The sequence below is a fragment of the Antarctobacter albus genome (assembly GCF_900101505.1).
Taxonomy (GTDB): domain Bacteria; phylum Pseudomonadota; class Alphaproteobacteria; order Rhodobacterales; family Rhodobacteraceae; genus Antarctobacter; species Antarctobacter albus.
Map to the genome: position 1 here is coordinate 252970 of NZ_FMZI01000003.1, position 14730 is coordinate 267699.

14 protein-coding genes are annotated in these 14730 nt (G+C 64.9%); 1 reads left to right on the top strand and 13 read right to left on the bottom strand.

What is annotated here, in order from left to right; translation table 11 throughout:
* Nucleotides 1–75: 75 nt before the first annotated feature.
* The 12 genes from BLQ71_RS06805 to mdh all read right to left on the bottom strand — a co-directional run bounded on the left by BLQ71_RS06805 (nt 76) and on the right by mdh (nt 13419).
* On the bottom strand, nt 76–486 hold the full coding sequence (locus tag BLQ71_RS06805; RefSeq protein WP_043136332.1) for an MAPEG family protein: 411 nt from the start codon (nt 484–486) through the stop codon (nt 76–78).
* Nucleotides 487–541: 55 nt separating this feature from the next.
* Nucleotides 542–1507: a glycosyltransferase family 2 protein gene (locus tag BLQ71_RS06810; protein ID WP_074621166.1), complete on the bottom strand. Its 966-nt coding sequence runs from the start codon at nt 1505–1507 to the stop codon at nt 542–544.
* The gene (locus BLQ71_RS06815) at nt 1504–1887 is read right to left on the bottom strand and encodes a hypothetical protein (RefSeq protein WP_043136333.1); all 384 of its coding nucleotides are present in this window, start codon (nt 1885–1887) and stop codon (nt 1504–1506) included. The genes BLQ71_RS06810 and BLQ71_RS06815 overlap by 4 nt, the downstream gene beginning before the upstream one ends.
* A gap of 71 nt (nt 1888–1958) precedes the next feature.
* Nucleotides 1959–3491, bottom strand: a complete 1533-nt coding sequence (gene odhB, locus BLQ71_RS06820) for a 2-oxoglutarate dehydrogenase complex dihydrolipoyllysine-residue succinyltransferase (RefSeq protein WP_074621167.1) — start codon at nt 3489–3491, stop codon at nt 1959–1961.
* A gap of 4 nt (nt 3492–3495) precedes the next feature.
* A complete protein-coding gene (locus BLQ71_RS06825) occupies nt 3496–6468 on the bottom strand; it encodes a 2-oxoglutarate dehydrogenase E1 component (protein ID WP_074621168.1) in 2973 nt (990 codons plus the stop codon).
* Between the two features lie 226 nt (nt 6469–6694).
* The gene (locus tag BLQ71_RS26340; protein ID WP_157923289.1) at nt 6695–6847 is read right to left on the bottom strand and encodes a hypothetical protein; all 153 of its coding nucleotides are present in this window, start codon (nt 6845–6847) and stop codon (nt 6695–6697) included.
* 411 nt (nt 6848–7258) lie between these two features.
* A complete protein-coding gene (gene sucD / locus BLQ71_RS06835) occupies nt 7259–8140 on the bottom strand; it encodes a succinate--CoA ligase subunit alpha (RefSeq protein ID WP_043136337.1) in 882 nt (293 codons plus the stop codon).
* Between the two features lie 89 nt (nt 8141–8229).
* Complete coding sequence (locus BLQ71_RS06840) at nt 8230–9372, bottom strand: hypothetical protein (protein WP_069209193.1); 1143 nt, start codon at nt 9370–9372, stop codon at nt 8230–8232.
* Nucleotides 9373–9415: 43 nt separating this feature from the next.
* Nucleotides 9416–10294, bottom strand: a complete 879-nt coding sequence (locus BLQ71_RS06845; RefSeq protein ID WP_074621170.1) for a hypothetical protein — start codon at nt 10292–10294, stop codon at nt 9416–9418.
* A 164-nt stretch (nt 10295–10458) separates the two neighbouring features.
* Entirely contained in the window at nt 10459–10974 is a 516-nt protein-coding gene (locus BLQ71_RS06850; RefSeq protein ID WP_043136342.1) for a hypothetical protein, read from the bottom strand.
* A gap of 10 nt (nt 10975–10984) precedes the next feature.
* Complete coding sequence (gene sucC / locus BLQ71_RS06855; RefSeq protein WP_069209191.1) at nt 10985–12178, bottom strand: ADP-forming succinate--CoA ligase subunit beta; 1194 nt, start codon at nt 12176–12178, stop codon at nt 10985–10987.
* A 278-nt stretch (nt 12179–12456) separates the two neighbouring features.
* Entirely contained in the window at nt 12457–13419 is a 963-nt protein-coding gene (gene mdh, locus BLQ71_RS06860; RefSeq protein ID WP_043136345.1) for a malate dehydrogenase, read from the bottom strand.
* Nucleotides 13420–13578: 159 nt separating this feature from the next.
* On the opposite strand from mdh, the gene BLQ71_RS06865 reads away from it, so the two are divergent.
* Nucleotides 13579–14334 (top strand): sulfite exporter TauE/SafE family protein, encoded by a 756-nt coding sequence (locus BLQ71_RS06865; protein WP_074621171.1) that lies wholly within the window; start codon nt 13579–13581, stop codon nt 14332–14334.
* A 48-nt stretch (nt 14335–14382) separates the two neighbouring features.
* Here BLQ71_RS06865 and BLQ71_RS06870 read toward each other — a convergent pair whose 3' ends face one another.
* Complete coding sequence (locus BLQ71_RS06870; RefSeq protein ID WP_088669745.1) at nt 14383–14676, bottom strand: hypothetical protein; 294 nt, start codon at nt 14674–14676, stop codon at nt 14383–14385.
* Nucleotides 14677–14730: the final 54 nt, after the last annotated feature.

The following is a 14730-nucleotide window of genomic DNA, read 5'->3' on the forward strand; positions in this document are numbered from 1 at the left end:
TCCCCGGGATGATTTTTCTCAAAGAAGGGTCGGGCCTGTGTTTTGTCCACAGCGGATATGTCCGATCTGGAAGTGTCACAGCACTGCCAGCAGCAGCATGAGGACGGTGGCGGCGAAGCCCGCCAGCCAGATCAGGGACCGCCAGGGCGCCCAGCCGAAGTAGTAGGCCGGCACGTAGAGGATGCGCGCCAGCAGGTAGAGGCCCGAAAGTGCCGCCGTGATCCCGTTGCCCTGGTCCGACCAGGTGATGACGAAAACGGCGATGGCGAAAAGGATCAGCCCTTCGAAATGGTTGTCGAGCGCGCGTTTCAGACGGGCGGTTTTCACCGACAGCTGGTCCTCCAGCGACCCGCCCAGCCGGTCGCGGTCGCGCGGGCTCATGGTCTTGCCCATGCCCAGTTCGAGGTTGGCGGGCACGGACATCAGGACGTATTGCACCACCTGCAACAGCGCGGCGAGGGTGAGGGCGGTCAGCTCGGGCGTCATCGTGTCCCTCCGTCCCGGGCTTGCCCCGGCACCTTCGAGTGGCGGGCCGTTTCGGTCATGCCGGGGCCTTTCTGCGCGTCCAGGCCGCGCGGTTCACAGGGGTCAGCAACTGGGCACGGGTGTTCCCGAACCACGCCTGGCAGGCGGCCTCGGCCTGTGTATTGGCCGGATCACGTCGCCACTCTGCCAGGGTTGCGCGCAGGGCCGGGGCGCAGTCGGCAAGGCGCCTTTCCTCGACCTCGTTGCGGTTGGCGGCGCGGTGCCATGCGCTGTTCAGGTGGTATTTCCCCTCGCCCAGCTTACCCTGGCCGTCGCCGCGATTGTTCTTCATCAGGAAACAGTCCTCGGACCGGATCGCATAGTGAAACAATTGCGCGGTCCTGGCGCGGGCGGCGATGTAATGCGGGCGGAACCGGGCGCTTTTCGCATTGTAGAGCGTGCGATTGTCCAGCCTTTCTCCATCCGGCGTCATCACCACGGGCTCTGGCACCTGCGGGTCGAGCGGGTTGTGATCCGTGGCGCGGGCAAAACTGGCCAGTTTGAACAGGCACTTGGTCTTGGTCTCTCGCGGGACGGGGCGCGGTTCGGCGCGGGTATTGCGCTCTGTCACCAGGTCGCCGGGCGTCCAGTCGGTCACACCACTGTCGCCGAACGCCCGCCAGGGGATCGCGACGCAATCGGCCTGATCCGTGCGGGCCAGCAGGTCCGCCAGCGTGCCGTCCAGCAGCGCGAGGAACTCGTCGCTGTCGATGTGCAGGACATGGGTGATGCCCTGATCGCGCGCATGAGCCAGGACAAGGTCCATGCCACTGTCCTGCGGCGCCGAGCCCTTGGGGACGTCTTGCCGGATATGAGTGACGAGACCACGCGCCGAGAGCGCATCCAGCAGCGTATCCGACCCGTCGGTGCAATCGTTCGTCACGACGATGACCTGCTCAAAGCCGAGCGCGCGATGATGCGCCAGCCATTCCAGCACGAAGATTCCTTCGTTGCGCATGCAGGCGGCGAGGGCAGGCGTCATACCAAGTACCCCTTGCGCCAGGCCCTTGTCACGAACTCTGTGACGAAGGCCACCGAGGCCAATTGGATCAGGATCGTCATTGAGTACCCCGCAAGATACTCGTCGCGAAGTGGCGTACCGTCAAAGGTGGCCGCCTGCCAAATCGAAAGTGCGACTTTCGCACACAGCGCGGCGGCGAACCCCAAAGCCCATACATGCAAGTAAAAGATACAAACGGCCAAACCGCCCCATAGGAGTGCGTTTAGGGCAAAAGATGGAATGTGAGAATTCAGGACAATTTCGATTGGCTGCGTCGCAAGACCGACACTGACCATAGCCAGGTTCAAGGCTGCGATCAAAACGCAAAACCCGAAGGCGATTTTGAACGAAAGAGGCGACATCGATCCATACAAGGCCGGGTTTGGCCGGGCGCATGTTCGCCCGGCCGTAGGGTGGGGTTTCCCCCCACCGATCACAGATCCATCAGCAACCGGCGCGGGTCTTCCAGTGCTTCCTTGACGCGGACAAGGAAGGTCACTGCGCCTTTGCCGTCGACGATGCGGTGATCGTAGCTCAGCGCCAGGTACATCATCGGGCGGATCTTGATCTCGCCGTTGATGACCATCGGACGGTCCTGGATCTTGTGCATGCCAAGAATACCCGACTGCGGGGGGTTCAGGATCGGTGAGGACATCAGCGAGCCATAGACACCGCCGTTGGAGATGGTGAAGGTGCCGCCCTGCATTTCCGCCATCGACAGCTTGCCGTCACGGGCGCGCTTGCCTTTCTCGGCGATCGCCTTCTCGATTTCGGCAAAGCTCATCTTGTCCGCGTCGCGGATCACCGGAACCACGAGGCCCTGAGGCGTGCCCGCAGCGATGCCCATGTGCACGAAGTTCTTGTAGACGATCTCGTTTCCGTCGATCTCCGCGTTGACCTCGGGCACCTCCTTCAGGGCGTGGCAGCAGGCCTTGGTGAAGAAGGACATGAAGCCGAGCCGTGCGCCGTGCTTCTTCTCGAAGAGGTCCTTGTACTCCTTCCGCAGGGCCATCGTCTCGGTCATGTCCACCTCGTTGTAGGTGGTCAGGATCGCGGCGGTGTTCTGCGCGTCCTTGAGACGGCGGGCGATGGTCTGGCGCAGGCGGGTCATCTTGACCCGCTCCTCGCGGCCCGCGTCCTCGGCCGGGACCGGCGCGCGCGGCGCGGAGGCGGGGGCCGATGCGGCAGGCGCGGCGGATGCGGCAGCCACGGCGGCGGCTACATCGGCCTTGGTGGCACGACCGTCACGGCCGGTGCCCTGCACCTGCTCGCGCTTGATCCCGGCCTCGGCGATTGCCTTCTCGGCGGCGGGGCCGTCCTTGATGTCCTTGCCCGGACCGCCGTCGCCGGCGGGCGGGGTCTGGTACTGCTTCCCCTGCGCGGCCTCGTCCGGCGCCGGAGCGGCGGCCACGGCGGCCCCGCCCGAGGACAGGACCGCCAGCTTGGCGTCCGCCTGCACGGTGGTGCCTTCCTCGGCGACGATCTCTGTCAGCGTGCCGGCGGCGGGGGCGGGCACCTCGACGGACACCTTGTCGGTTTCCAGTTCGCAGAGCATCTCATCCTGCGCGACCGTGTCGCCGACCTTCTTGAACCAGGTCGAAACGGTCGCCTCGGATACGCTTTCGCCCAGCGTCGGCACCATGACGTCGACGCTCTCGCCGCCGCCGCTGCTTTCCTTGGCCTCGGCCGTCGGTTCGGGTTTGGCCGCGGGCGCGCTTTCGGCGCCAGCGGCCCCTTCCGAGATATTGGCCAGCAGGGCATCGACGCCCACGGTCTCACCTTCGGCGGCAACGATGTCGCTCAGCGTTCCGGCGACGGGCGAGGGAACCTCGACCGTGACCTTGTCGGTTTCAAGCTCGCAGAGCATTTCGTCCACCGCCACGGCATCGCCGGGCTTCTTGAACCAGGTTGCGACCGTTGCTTCGGTCACCGATTCCCCAAGTGTGGGAACACGCACTTCGGTCATGGTCTTACTTTCCTTCCACTGTCAGCGCTTCGTCAACAAGCGCCTCTTGCTGTGCTTTGTGCTGGCTGGCCAGGCCCGTTGCGGGGCTGGCCGATGTGGCGCGGCCCACGTAGCGCGGGCGCGGATGCGTGGCGCCGATACGGCCCAGCACCCATTCGATATTGGGTTCGATAAAGCCCCAGGCGCCCTGGTTCTTGGGCTCTTCCTGGCACCAGAGCATCTCGGCCCCCTTGAAGCGTTCCAGTTCCTTGACCAGCGAAATCGCCGGGAAGGGATAGAACTGTTCGACCCGGAGCAGGTAGACATCGTCGATGCCGCGCGCGTCGCGTTCCTCGAGCAGGTCGTAGTAGACCTTGCCCGAACACATCACCACGCGCTTGATCTTGTCGTCGGCCACCAGCTTGGTTTCGCTCTCGCCGGATTCCGCGCTGTCCCAGAGAACCCGGTGGAACGAGGAATTGGTGGTGAACATGTCGGCGCTCGACACGCAGAGTTTGTGCCGCAGCAGCGATTTCGGCGTCATCAGGATCAGCGGCTTGCGGAAGGTCCGGTGCAGCTGACGGCGCAGGATGTGGAAATAGTTCGCGGGCGTCGAACAGTTCGCCACGATCCAGTTGTCCTGCCCGCACATCTGCAGGAAGCGTTCCAGACGCGCCGACGAGTGTTCTGGCCCCTGGCCCTCGAAGCCGTGCGGCAGCAGGCAGACAAGGCCCGACATCCGCAGCCATTTCGATTCACCCGAGCTGATGAACTGGTCGAACATGATCTGCGCGCCGTTGGCGAAATCGCCGAACTGCGCCTCCCAGAGGGTCAGCGCATTGGGTTCCGCCAGCGAATAACCGTATTCGAACCCCAGCACCGCGTATTCCGACAGGGCGCTGTCGATCACCTCGAACCGGGCCTGTCCTTCGCGGATGTTGTTGAGCGGGTAGTAACGCTCTTCGGTCTCCTGGTTCACGATGCCCGAATGGCGCTGCGAGAAGGTGCCGCGGGTCGAGTCCTGGCCCGCAAGGCGCACCGGGTAGCCCTCCAGTTGCAACGAGCCGAAGGCCAGTGCCTCGGCCGTGGCCCAGTCAAAGCCTTCGCCGGTCTCGAACATCTTGGCGCGGCTTTCCAGCAGACGTCCCACGGTGCGGTGTACCGGGAAACCATCGGGCAGATGGGTCAGGGCGCTGCCGACGTCGGCCAGGGCCTTTTCGGAAATCGAGGTCTTGCCGCGCTGGTACTTGCCCTCTTTCTGCTTGTCGAGGTGGCTCCACCGGCCATCCAGCCAGTCCGCCTTGTTCGGGCGATAGACCTTGCCGGCCTCGAATTCCTCGTTCAGCAGCGCCTGGAAGGCGGCCTTCATGTCCTCGATCTCGCCCTCGGGGATCAGACCGTCCTTGACCAGCCGTTCCGTGTAGAGAGTCAGCGTCGTCTTCTGCTTCTTGATCTTGTTGTACATGATCGGGTTGGTGAACATGGGCTCGTCGCCCTCGTTGTGACCGAACCGGCGATAGCAGAAGATGTCGATGACCACGTCCTTGCCGAATTTCTGGCGGAACTCGGTTGCGACCTTGGCGGCATGCACCACGGCCTCGGGGTCGTCGCCGTTGACGTGGAAGATCGGCGCCTCGACCACCAGCGCGTTGTCGGTGGGATAGGGCGACGAGCGCGAGAAGTGCGGCGCGGTGGTAAAGCCGATCTGGTTGTTCACGACGATGTGGATCGTGCCGCCGGTGCGGTGCCCGCGCAGGCCCGACAGGGCGAAACATTCCGCCACCACGCCCTGGCCGGCAAAGGCCGCGTCGCCGTGCAGAAGGATCGGCATGACCTGGATGCGGTCATGGTCGTGGTACTGGTCCTGCTTGGCGCGGACCTTGCCCAGGACCACCGGGTTCACCGCCTCGAGGTGGCTGGGGTTGGCGGTCAGCGACAGGTGGACCGGATGGCCGTCAAAGGTGCGGTCGGAAGAGGCGCCGAGGTGGTATTTCACGTCGCCCGAACCGTCCACGTCCTCGGGCTTGAAGCTGCCGCCCTGGAATTCGTTGAAGATCGCCTTGTAGGGCTTGTTCATCACGTTCGCCAGCACCGACAGGCGGCCGCGGTGCGGCATGCCGATGACGATCTCCTTGACGCCCAGGTTGCCGCCGCGCTTGATGATCTGCTCCATCGCGGGGATCAGGCTTTCGCCACCGTCGAGGCCGAACCGCTTGGTGCCCATGTACTTGACGTGCAGGAACTTCTCGAAGCCCTCGGCCTCGACCATCTTGTTCAGGATCGCTTTGCGGCCTTCGCGGGTGAACTTGACCTCCTTGCCAAAGCCCTCGATCCGCTCCTTCAGCCAGCTGGCCTGTTCGGGGTCCGAGATGTGCATGTACTGCAGGGCGAAGGTGCCGCAATAGGTGCGCTTGATGATCGACAGGATCTCGCGCAGCGATGCGATCTGCAGGCCCAGCACGTTGTCGATGAAGATCGGGCGATCCATGTCGCCCTCGGTGAAGCCATAGGACTTGGGATCAAGCTCGGGGTGGTTCGAGGTGTCGCGCAGGCCCAGCGGGTCAAGATCGGCGGCCAGGTGGCCCCGGATCCGGTAGGCGCGGATGATCATCAGGGCGCGGATGCTGTCCAGCACGGCACGTTGCACCTGGTCGTCCGTGACCTCGACGCCTTTTTCGGCGGCCTTGTCCTTGATCTTCTTGCCGGCGCCCTTGGCCTCGGCCGGAACGGCGGGCATCGGCCATTCACCGGTCAGCGCCCCGGTCAGGTCATCCTCGAGCGCAGGCGGCCAGTCGGCGCGGGCCCAGCTGGGGCCGCTGGCCTCCTTGCGCACGTCCGCCTCGGCATCGCCCAACTGGCGAAAGAACTCGGCCCAGGCATCGTCGACCGCGTTCGGATCGGCGGCATAGCGGGCGTACATCTGTTCGAGGTACTCCGCGTTGTGCCCCTGCATGAAGCTGGAGGCATGGAAGAGGTCGTTGGGGCTTTGGTCGGTCATTGAGGCACCTCGTTGGGGTTGGGACCGTATTCGTTGGGACCGGGGTGAGAGGGTTTGGCAAGCCATCGGAGGATGGCGACCAATGTCTCCAGGTAACCGATGAACATGAAAGGAAGGGCCATCGGGAAATGCTGCCGACCGGCGCGCCACGACAAGGTCCGTTCAGTGAGGAAACAGGTCCTTGTTGCATGGCCCGGTGACGTAGGCATGTTCGTCGTGGCGGCTGTCATGGATGCACCTCGTCTAGCGGGGCGGCATTGCACGACAGGCACAGCGGCGCGCCCGCTGCCCATCCGGCAAGACAGCAGCTGAGCAGCAGCGCACCGGTCGCAAGGTTCACCAGCCGCCAGTGCCCGGAGGTCTCCCGCTTCGGCTGCATGCTTGCCCGACTCATAACAATCTCTGCGCTCTTCAATTCCGGTCCCAGTATGTCACGGCGGGCGTTCCCGTGAAGGCTTGACGGACCGGACAGGGGAGCCGCGGGCATGAGACGATGGAAGACCGGGCTACGGAAGTGCGTCCGGACCTGCGCCAGAAGTTGGGGCGCCGCATGGTGCATGTCTGGGGGGAAATCCGGCGACAGGGCGGCAGCACCGGTTGTCGGTACGACAGCCTCCGGCAATGCGCTGGCCGCGCTGCCGTTCTTCCGCCGATCCGTGACACCGCGTGCCATCTGTCCTCTCCGTGCCCCGGGCCTTCCCCGGGGCCTCCTGATGTGGCGCCCGGTCCGGATCTCTCCGGGCCGGGCCGTTGGGTCAGGTCATGCCGGGCAGGGCGCCCGGCGCCGCGTTCAGCCGATGGCCTTCAGCACGGCCTCTCCCAGCGTCGCGGGGCTGTCGGCCACCACGATGCCGGCGGCGTTCATCGCCTCGATCTTGTCCTCGGCGCCGCCCTTGCCGCCGGCGACGATCGCGCCCGCGTGGCCCATGCGGCGGCCCGGAGGCGCCGTGCGGCCGGCAATGAAACCGGCGGTGGGCTTCCAGCGGCCCTTCTTCTTTTCGTCGGCCAGGAACTGTGCCGCTTCCTCCTCGGCGGAGCCGCCGATCTCGCCGATCATGATGATCGCCTCGGTCTCATCGTCAGCCAGGAACCATTCCAGCACGTCGATATGCTCGGTGCCCTTGATCGGGTCGCCGCCGATGCCGACGCAGGTCGACTGGCCCAGGCCCACGTCGGTGGTCTGCTTGACCGCCTCGTAAGTCAGCGTGCCGGAACGCGACACGACCCCGACCTTGCCGCGTTTGTGGATGTGGCCGGGCATGATGCCGATCTTGCAGGCGTCGGGCGTGATGACACCGGGGCAGTTCGGGCCGATCAGGACGGATTGCGAAGTTTCCAGCGCGCGCTTGACCTTCATCATGTCCAGCACCGGGATGCCCTCGGTGATGCAGACGATCAGTTCCATTTCGGCGTCGATGGCTTCGAGGATCGAATCCGCGGCGAAGGGCGGCGGGACATAGATCACAGAGGCATTGGCCTCGGTCACATGCTTGGCCTCGTGGACCGAGTTGAAGACCGGCAGGTCCAGGTGCGTCTGTCCGCCTTTGCCCGGGGTCACGCCGCCGACCATCTTGGTGCCGTAGGCAATCGCCTGCTCGGTGTGGAAGGTGCCTTGCGAGCCGGTGAGGCCCTGGCAGATCACTTTGGTGTTTTCATCGATGAGGACGGCCATGTGCTTTCCTGTCTTTGGGTGATGATCAAGCAGCGCGGCTGCGCGGCGTCGGGTTGGGCCTGCAAGCAGGCGATGAAAGGGGCCGCTGGTCAGAAGGTCTCAATGTGGTCGACCTCCTGTCTTGCGGCGGCTTCGGTGCGTTTCGCCACCGTCATTTCGTCCCACCAGTCCAGCAGGACCTCGATGGCGACACGGGCGACGGCATCGGCCTCGTCGTCCGCCTCCTGCGCCTGTGGCGCGGGCAGCGGGCGCTCGGGGAACAGCGTCTCGCGCTCGGGGAAATAGGTTTCCAGGATCGCCTTCTCATGCGGGGCGTTGCGGCGGCGGATTTCCTGCGCCTGTTCCGGCGTCAGGCGCAGTTTCTCGCGGCCGGCGGCGGCCCCGTCCAGCGCCTGCACCAGGCGCGCGCGGAACCCGGCAGGCAGGCGATCCCCAAGTTCCGGCAGCAATTGGTTCATCCGGACAAGGAAGGGCACGGCCTCGGGCCAGTAGGCTTCGTTGCTGCGCTCCGAGATAGACAGCTCGGAAGGGTTCACCCCGAAGAGGCCGAAGAAATCCTGCATCAGGTCGCCGCCGTCCAGGGTGCTGCGGTCGAACAGGCGCACGTGCAGGCGGTCGCGCCCGACATGGGCGGCCCAGCGGTCCAGCACCGTGCGGGTGTCGTAGAGCGCCGGGTTGGTCATGAATTCGTCCAGCGTGTGCGACACGCCCCCGCGCAGGGTCTGGGAATAGCGGCTCAGGATGCGGTCTTCCTGGCGGCGGATGTAGACGAGATAGGTCACTTCGTCGAACCGCGGTTCGATCAGCTCGCGCAGGATGCGGAACTGTTCATCCGTGCGCACGCTCAGCGACAGGTCCTCGCAGGACAACAGCACCGTGCCGGGGCCTTGCAGGTTGGCGACCTCGTTGATCGCGTTGTGCAGCCGCGCCGGGAAGCCCTGCACGAAGGCGGCCCGTTTCTCGGGCGTCTCCAGCGGCAGGCGGCGCGCAATGTATTGCGGCAGGTCATCGCCCGAGGCGAGCTGCACATAGGCCGACAATGAAATCTGCGCGTAGCGCTCGCCGTAGAGGTTGGGAAAGAACAGGCCGCGCGTCTTGAGCAGGCCCCAGTTGGCATGCAGCACGGATTGGATCGCGGTCGTGCCCGTCTTGGACAGGCCGATATGCACGACACAGCGCCGGGTCCCGTCGGAACGGGGGGCGAAGGGGCTCTGTGCGGCGGTTTCGGTCATCTTGCTGGCAGGCTCTCGTTCTGTGTCGTGTCTGTTATCGGGTCTATTCTGCCGCCCAGGTCCGGAACTCGGCGCGCCGGTCGGCAAAGCAGTGACCTTCGATCCAGGCCATTGTCACGGCATTGCGGGTGGCAATGGCGCTGCGGGTTTCGGCGGAAAGGCTGGGCCGTTTCGGGGCGCGGGCCATCGGCATCAGCCCGCGCAGCCCGTCCCGGAACGAGGTGTTGAGCCGCTTGGCGCGCGTTTCCACCACGCCGCGCGGCAGGCCCAGGACGCTCGCGAAGTCCTCGACCAGGCCACTGCCGCGCAGCCAGTCTTCGCGGAACAGCCGCACGTCCAGTGCCTCGGGGCCCACGGCCTGTTGCCACATGCCCAGGAGCCGGGCGAAGGGGGCCTGACCGACGCGCTTGGCGAATTCCGCCAGCGATTCGTCCCGGCCGCTTCTGCGCTTGTGATGGCCATAAAGGCTCACCAGCCAGGGTTCGGGGCGGCGGATATAGGCGACATAGCGGACGCGGCCGAACAGCGATGACAGCCAGTCGGCCAGGGCCTGCGTTGCGGCGGGGGTCATGTTCCGCCCCACCAGCGCCTCGCTCGATCCGACCCAGGTGTCGAAACCGCCCTTGGCCACCCTTGCCTCGAAGTCGCGGCGAAAGTCCTCTGCCACGCGGTCCTGGCTGGCGCGATCGGTGATGCCCAGAACTGCATTCATCGGGCGCGCGGGCACGTCCTCACCGGCCAGCGTGCAGGCCAGGACCTGCAACTGCGGATTGGTGCAGACGACGTCGTCACGCGGGTCCATCCGGCGATACCAGATGCCCTGGTCGGCCAATGCAGAGGCCTGATCGCCCAGCCATTGCTGCAGGGCGGTCGAGCCGCATTTGTTGAAGCCGATATGAAGGATGGCGTCGGGGCGGGACATGGGGACGGATCTACGAATTGGGACCGGGGGACATCCCCCATGCCCGGGTTGCGCTGTTGACGTTCCAGAGGACGACCATTGCGGCGGTCTCCTTGCTCAGGTTCGGCAGGGGGGCCTGCCATGTGTTCGGGGGCTGCGGGCGGGTGGTCCGCCCGCAGCCAGTGTCACGCGGCCCGTTGCCGGGCCTTGTTCGCGTAGTCGAGCACCTCGTTGCCGAAGTCGTCCAGGGACGTGCTCAACATGTTCCTGGTGTAGCCGATGCCGGCGTCCGGTCGGGACGTCACCATCTTGCTGAAGAACCGCACCCCGGCTGCCTTGTAGGCGTCCGGAGAGACCTGCAGCAGGACGGCATCCCAGCGCCCGTTGTTGGACTTTCCGATGGTGACGGACTGCAGGGCGGACCAGGGGATCTCGTTGCGAAACATCCGGGCGTCCCGAAAGCCGGTGGGCGTCAGGTGCAGGCCTTTCGGCCCGGCCAGGAGCAGGCGCAGCCCCATCAGGAACGGAACCGCGCCGACAACCATGAAGACCAGCCCCACGATCTGCAGGGCCTCCCGGTCGCTTCTGCCGCGCAGGCTCAGGATGTTCAGGGCAAGGCCCAAGCCGATAGCCAAGAGAACAAGGCCGAACAACAGCACATGAATGCCGATACCGGAGGTCTTGATGATCTTCGTTTCCATGACCGGAGGATCAGCCCTTGACCGCTTTCACGATCTTCTCGGCGCCGTCCTTGAGGTCATCCGCGGCGATCACGTCGAGGCCGGAGTTCGAGATGATCTCCTTGCCCTTCTCGACGTTGGTGCCTTCCAGGCGCACGACCAGCGGGACTTGCAGGCCCACTTCCTTCACCGCGGCGATCACGCCCTCGGCGATCACGTCACAGCGCATGATGCCGCCGAAGATGTTGACCAGGATGCCCTTCACGTTCGGGTCGCTGGTGATGATCTTGAACGCCTCGGTCACTTTCTCCTTGGTGGCGCCGCCACCGACGTCGAGGAAGTTGGCCGGTTCCGCGCCATACAGCTTGATGATGTCCATCGTGGCCATCGCAAGGCCCGCGCCGTTGACCATGCAGCCGATCTCGCCGTCCAGCGCGATGTAGTTCAGGTCGTACTTGGAGGCTTCCAGTTCCTTGGGATCCTCCTCGGTGGTGTCGCGCAGTTCGGCGATGTCGGCGTGGCGGTAGACCGCGTTGCCGTCAAAACCCATCTTGGCGTCGAGGCATTTCAGATCACCCGCGTCGGTCACGATCAGCGGGTTGATCTCCAGCATCTCCATGTCCTTCTCGATGAACAGCTTGTAGAGCGTGCCCATCAGCGCCACGCACTGCTTTACCTGCTTGCCGGTCAGGCCCAGGTTGAAGGCGATGCGGCGGCCGTGGAAGGCCTGGTAGCCGGTGGCCGGGTCGACGGAGAAGGACAGGATCTTTTCCGGGGTGCTCTCGGCCACTTCCTCGATGTCCATGCCACCCTCGGTCGAGGCGACAAAGGAGACGCGGCTGGTCTGGCGGTCGACGAGCAGGGCCAGGTACATCTCGGTCTCGATGCCCGAGCCGTCCTCGATGTAGATACGGTTGACCTGCTTGCCGGCGTCGCCGGTCTGCTTGGTCACCAGGGTGCGGCCCAGCATCCGCTTGGCCTCCATCTCGGCCTCTTCCACGGATTTGGCCAGGCGGACGCCGCCCTTCTCGCCTGCGTCGGCCTCCTTGAAGGAGCCCTTGCCGCGGCCGCCTGCGTGGATCTGTGCCTTGACGACCCAGAGCGGACCGTCCAGCGCGCCGGCGGCGGTCTTGGCTTCTTCGGCTTTCAGGACAACGCGGCCGTCCGAGACAGGCGCCCCGTAGCTGCGCAGGAGGGCCTTGGCCTGGTATTCGTGGATGTTCATGGGTCGTCTGTCCCCGTGTTGCTGCGGATTTTCCCTACCTAGGCAGTCTACGGGGTCGGTTAGAACCGATATTTTGCCGCATCGGCGAGATTGGGCCGGTTTTCCGACATTTGTGATCACAGCCCCGAAAGCTGTGATCACATATTCGCAAGCCCTTATGGGAAAGGTGATTCGCAGCGAGCGCTACCAGCCCCGGGCGACCGTCCAGGGGGCCGTCCGCAAAAGCAAAACGCCCGGGTGCTTGGCCCGGGCGTTTGGTTTTTCTGTTCGGACCTGGCTTATGCCAGCGAGCTGTCGATGCCCTTGCAGGCCTCGACCAGGCCCTGGACTGCCTTGACCGAGGTGTCGAACATTTCCTGCTCTTCCTTGGTCAGCTTGATGTTGACGATTTTCTCGATGCCGCCGGCACCGATCACGGTGGGCACGCCGACATACATGCCGTTCAGGCCGAAATCGCCATCGCAGTATGCCGCGCAGGGCAGGACGCGCTTCTGGTCCTTGAGATAGGCTTCGGCCATTTCGATGGCCGAAGTGGCCGGCGCGTAGAAGGCCGAGCCGGTCTTCAGCAGGCCGACGATCTCGGCGCCGCCGTCACGGGTGCGCTGCACGATGGCGTCCAGCTTGTCCTTGGTGGTCCAGCCCATGTCGATCAGGTCGGGCAGGGGGATGCCGGCAACGGTCGAATAGCGGACCGAGGGCACCATCGTGTCGCCGTGGCCACCCAGAACGAAGGCGGTGACGTCCTTCATCGAGACGCCGAATTCCAGGCTCAGGAAGTGGCGGAAGCGGGCCGAATCCAGCACGCCTGCCATGCCGCAGACCTTGTTCGCGGGCAGGCCCGAGAACTGCTGCAGAGCCCAGACCATCGCGTCCAGCGGGTTGGTGATGCAGATCACAAAGGCGTTGGGTGCGTGTTCGGCGATGCCTTCGCCGACCGACTTCATGACCTTGAGGTTGATGCCCAGCAGGTCGTCGCGGCTCATGCCGGGCTTGCGCGGCACACCGGCGGTCACGATGCAGACGTCGGCGCCAGCGATGTCGGCGTAGTCCTGCGTGCCTTTCAGCGCGGCGTCGAAGCCTTCCGAGGGGCCGGACTCGGCGATATCGAGCGCCTTGCCCTCGGGCGTGCCCTCGGCGATGTCGAACAGGACGACGTCGCCCAGTTCCTTCATTGCTGCGAGGTGGGCAAGCGTGCCACCGATCTGTCCCGCGCCGATCAGGGCAATCTTGGGTCTGGCCATGAATTCATCTCCGCCTTGCGTGAATTTGGCGCTTTGCGTACGCGCAGACGCGCCGCTTCGCAAGGGTGCTGCGCTGCGGCGCTTGGTCCGGAGCCCTTGTAGATAGCGCTAAAGGCACGATAAGAACCTGTCACCGGGGAAAATTTCGCGGAGGCAAGCATGGAACTCTTCACGCCGTCCGTCTTCGCGGTGGCGATCCCGGCGGTGATCTTCGCGGGCATTTCCAAGGGCGGTTTCGGCTCTGGCGTGGCCTTTGCCAGCGCCTCGATTCTGGCGATCGTGCTGGACCCGGGCGTCGCGCTGGGGCTGATGTTGCCGCTGCTGATGCTGATCGACGTGGCCAGCCTGCCGGCCTATTGGCGCAAGTGGGACTGGGCGGCGGCGCGGGTGCTGCTGATCGGGTCGATCCCCGGCACCATCCTTGGCGCGCTCTTCTATGCCTGGACCGACCCGGATGCGATCCGCCTGCTGATCGGGCTGGTGGCCTTGTTGTTCGTGGCCTGGCAGATGGCGCAGGCCACGGGGTTGGTTCGCCTGGGCGAAACGAAATTCGGTCCGGGCGTGGGCCTGGTCTCGGGTGTCGTGCTTGGTTTCACCAGTTTCGTCAGCCACGCGGGCGGGCCGGCGGCCTCGGTTTACCTGCTAGGGCAAAAACTGGGCAAGACCGCCTTCCAGTCGACGACTGTCCTGATCTTTTGGGCGGTGAACCTGTCGAAATCCGGCATCTATGCCGGCATGGGCATCTTCACCTGGGAAACGCTGAAACTGGATTTGGTCCTGATCCCTTTTGCGCTGTTTGGCACATGGCTGGGGGTCAAGGCGCATCACATGGTGCCTGAACGCCTGTTCTTCGGCATCGCTTACGTCGCGCTGACCCTGACCGGGGCAAAGCTGGTCTTCGATGCGCTGACCTGAACGGTCATGGAACCGGAACGTCCCGCTGGCCCCCGGTTCCCCGTGGCGTCACGCATCGTCGCCCTTGGGCGGCAGCGCCTCGGCCAGTTCCTCGAAGGATTGCCCGCTGGCCACGAGGCAGGTGATGCCGTTGGCCATCGTCACCGTGATCGTCCAGGAGCCGGACTCGATCGAGGCAAAGACCTCCATCACCGCGTTGTTGGCGCCCAGACCCATGCTCTGCCGGGTTTCGCCGTATTTCGTGGCCAGTCGGTCGATCACCTGGTCGCGCGGGGCGCAATGGCGGAGGTCCTGCGCCTCGACGTAAGAGGCCGCGCCCAGCACAAGACCTGCCGAGAGCATCGCGAGCTTGATGTATTTCTCAGTCATAGTGTCACCTTTCGGCTGCGCGCCGGG

Coding starts and splice junctions, on each gene's coding strand:
- BLQ71_RS06840 (WP_069209193.1), bottom strand. CDS start 9,372: ATGACCGAAACCGCCGCACAGAGCCCCTTCGCCCCCCGTTCCGACGGG.
- odhB (WP_074621167.1), bottom strand. CDS start 3,491: ATGACCGAAGTGCGTGTTCCCACACTTGGGGAATCGGTGACCGAAGCA.
- BLQ71_RS06810 (WP_074621166.1), bottom strand. CDS start 1,507: ATGACGCCTGCCCTCGCCGCCTGCATGCGCAACGAAGGAATCTTCGTG.
- mdh (WP_043136345.1), bottom strand. CDS start 13,419: ATGGCCAGACCCAAGATTGCCCTGATCGGCGCGGGACAGATCGGTGGC.
- sucC (WP_069209191.1), bottom strand. CDS start 12,178: ATGAACATCCACGAATACCAGGCCAAGGCCCTCCTGCGCAGCTACGGG.
- BLQ71_RS06845 (WP_074621170.1), bottom strand. CDS start 10,294: ATGTCCCGCCCCGACGCCATCCTTCATATCGGCTTCAACAAATGCGGC.
- BLQ71_RS26340 (WP_157923289.1), bottom strand. CDS start 6,847: ATGCAGCCGAAGCGGGAGACCTCCGGGCACTGGCGGCTGGTGAACCTT.
- BLQ71_RS06850 (WP_043136342.1), bottom strand. CDS start 10,974: ATGGAAACGAAGATCATCAAGACCTCCGGTATCGGCATTCATGTGCTG.
- BLQ71_RS06870 (WP_088669745.1), bottom strand. CDS start 14,676: ATGCTCTCGGCAGGTCTTGTGCTGGGCGCGGCCTCTTACGTCGAGGCG.
- BLQ71_RS06825 (WP_074621168.1), bottom strand. CDS start 6,468: ATGACCGACCAAAGCCCCAACGACCTCTTCCATGCCTCCAGCTTCATG.
- BLQ71_RS06815 (WP_043136333.1), bottom strand. CDS start 1,887: ATGTCGCCTCTTTCGTTCAAAATCGCCTTCGGGTTTTGCGTTTTGATC.
- BLQ71_RS06865 (WP_074621171.1), top strand. CDS start 13,579: ATGGAACTCTTCACGCCGTCCGTCTTCGCGGTGGCGATCCCGGCGGTG.
- sucD (WP_043136337.1), bottom strand. CDS start 8,140: ATGGCCGTCCTCATCGATGAAAACACCAAAGTGATCTGCCAGGGCCTC.
- BLQ71_RS06805 (WP_043136332.1), bottom strand. CDS start 486: ATGACGCCCGAGCTGACCGCCCTCACCCTCGCCGCGCTGTTGCAGGTG.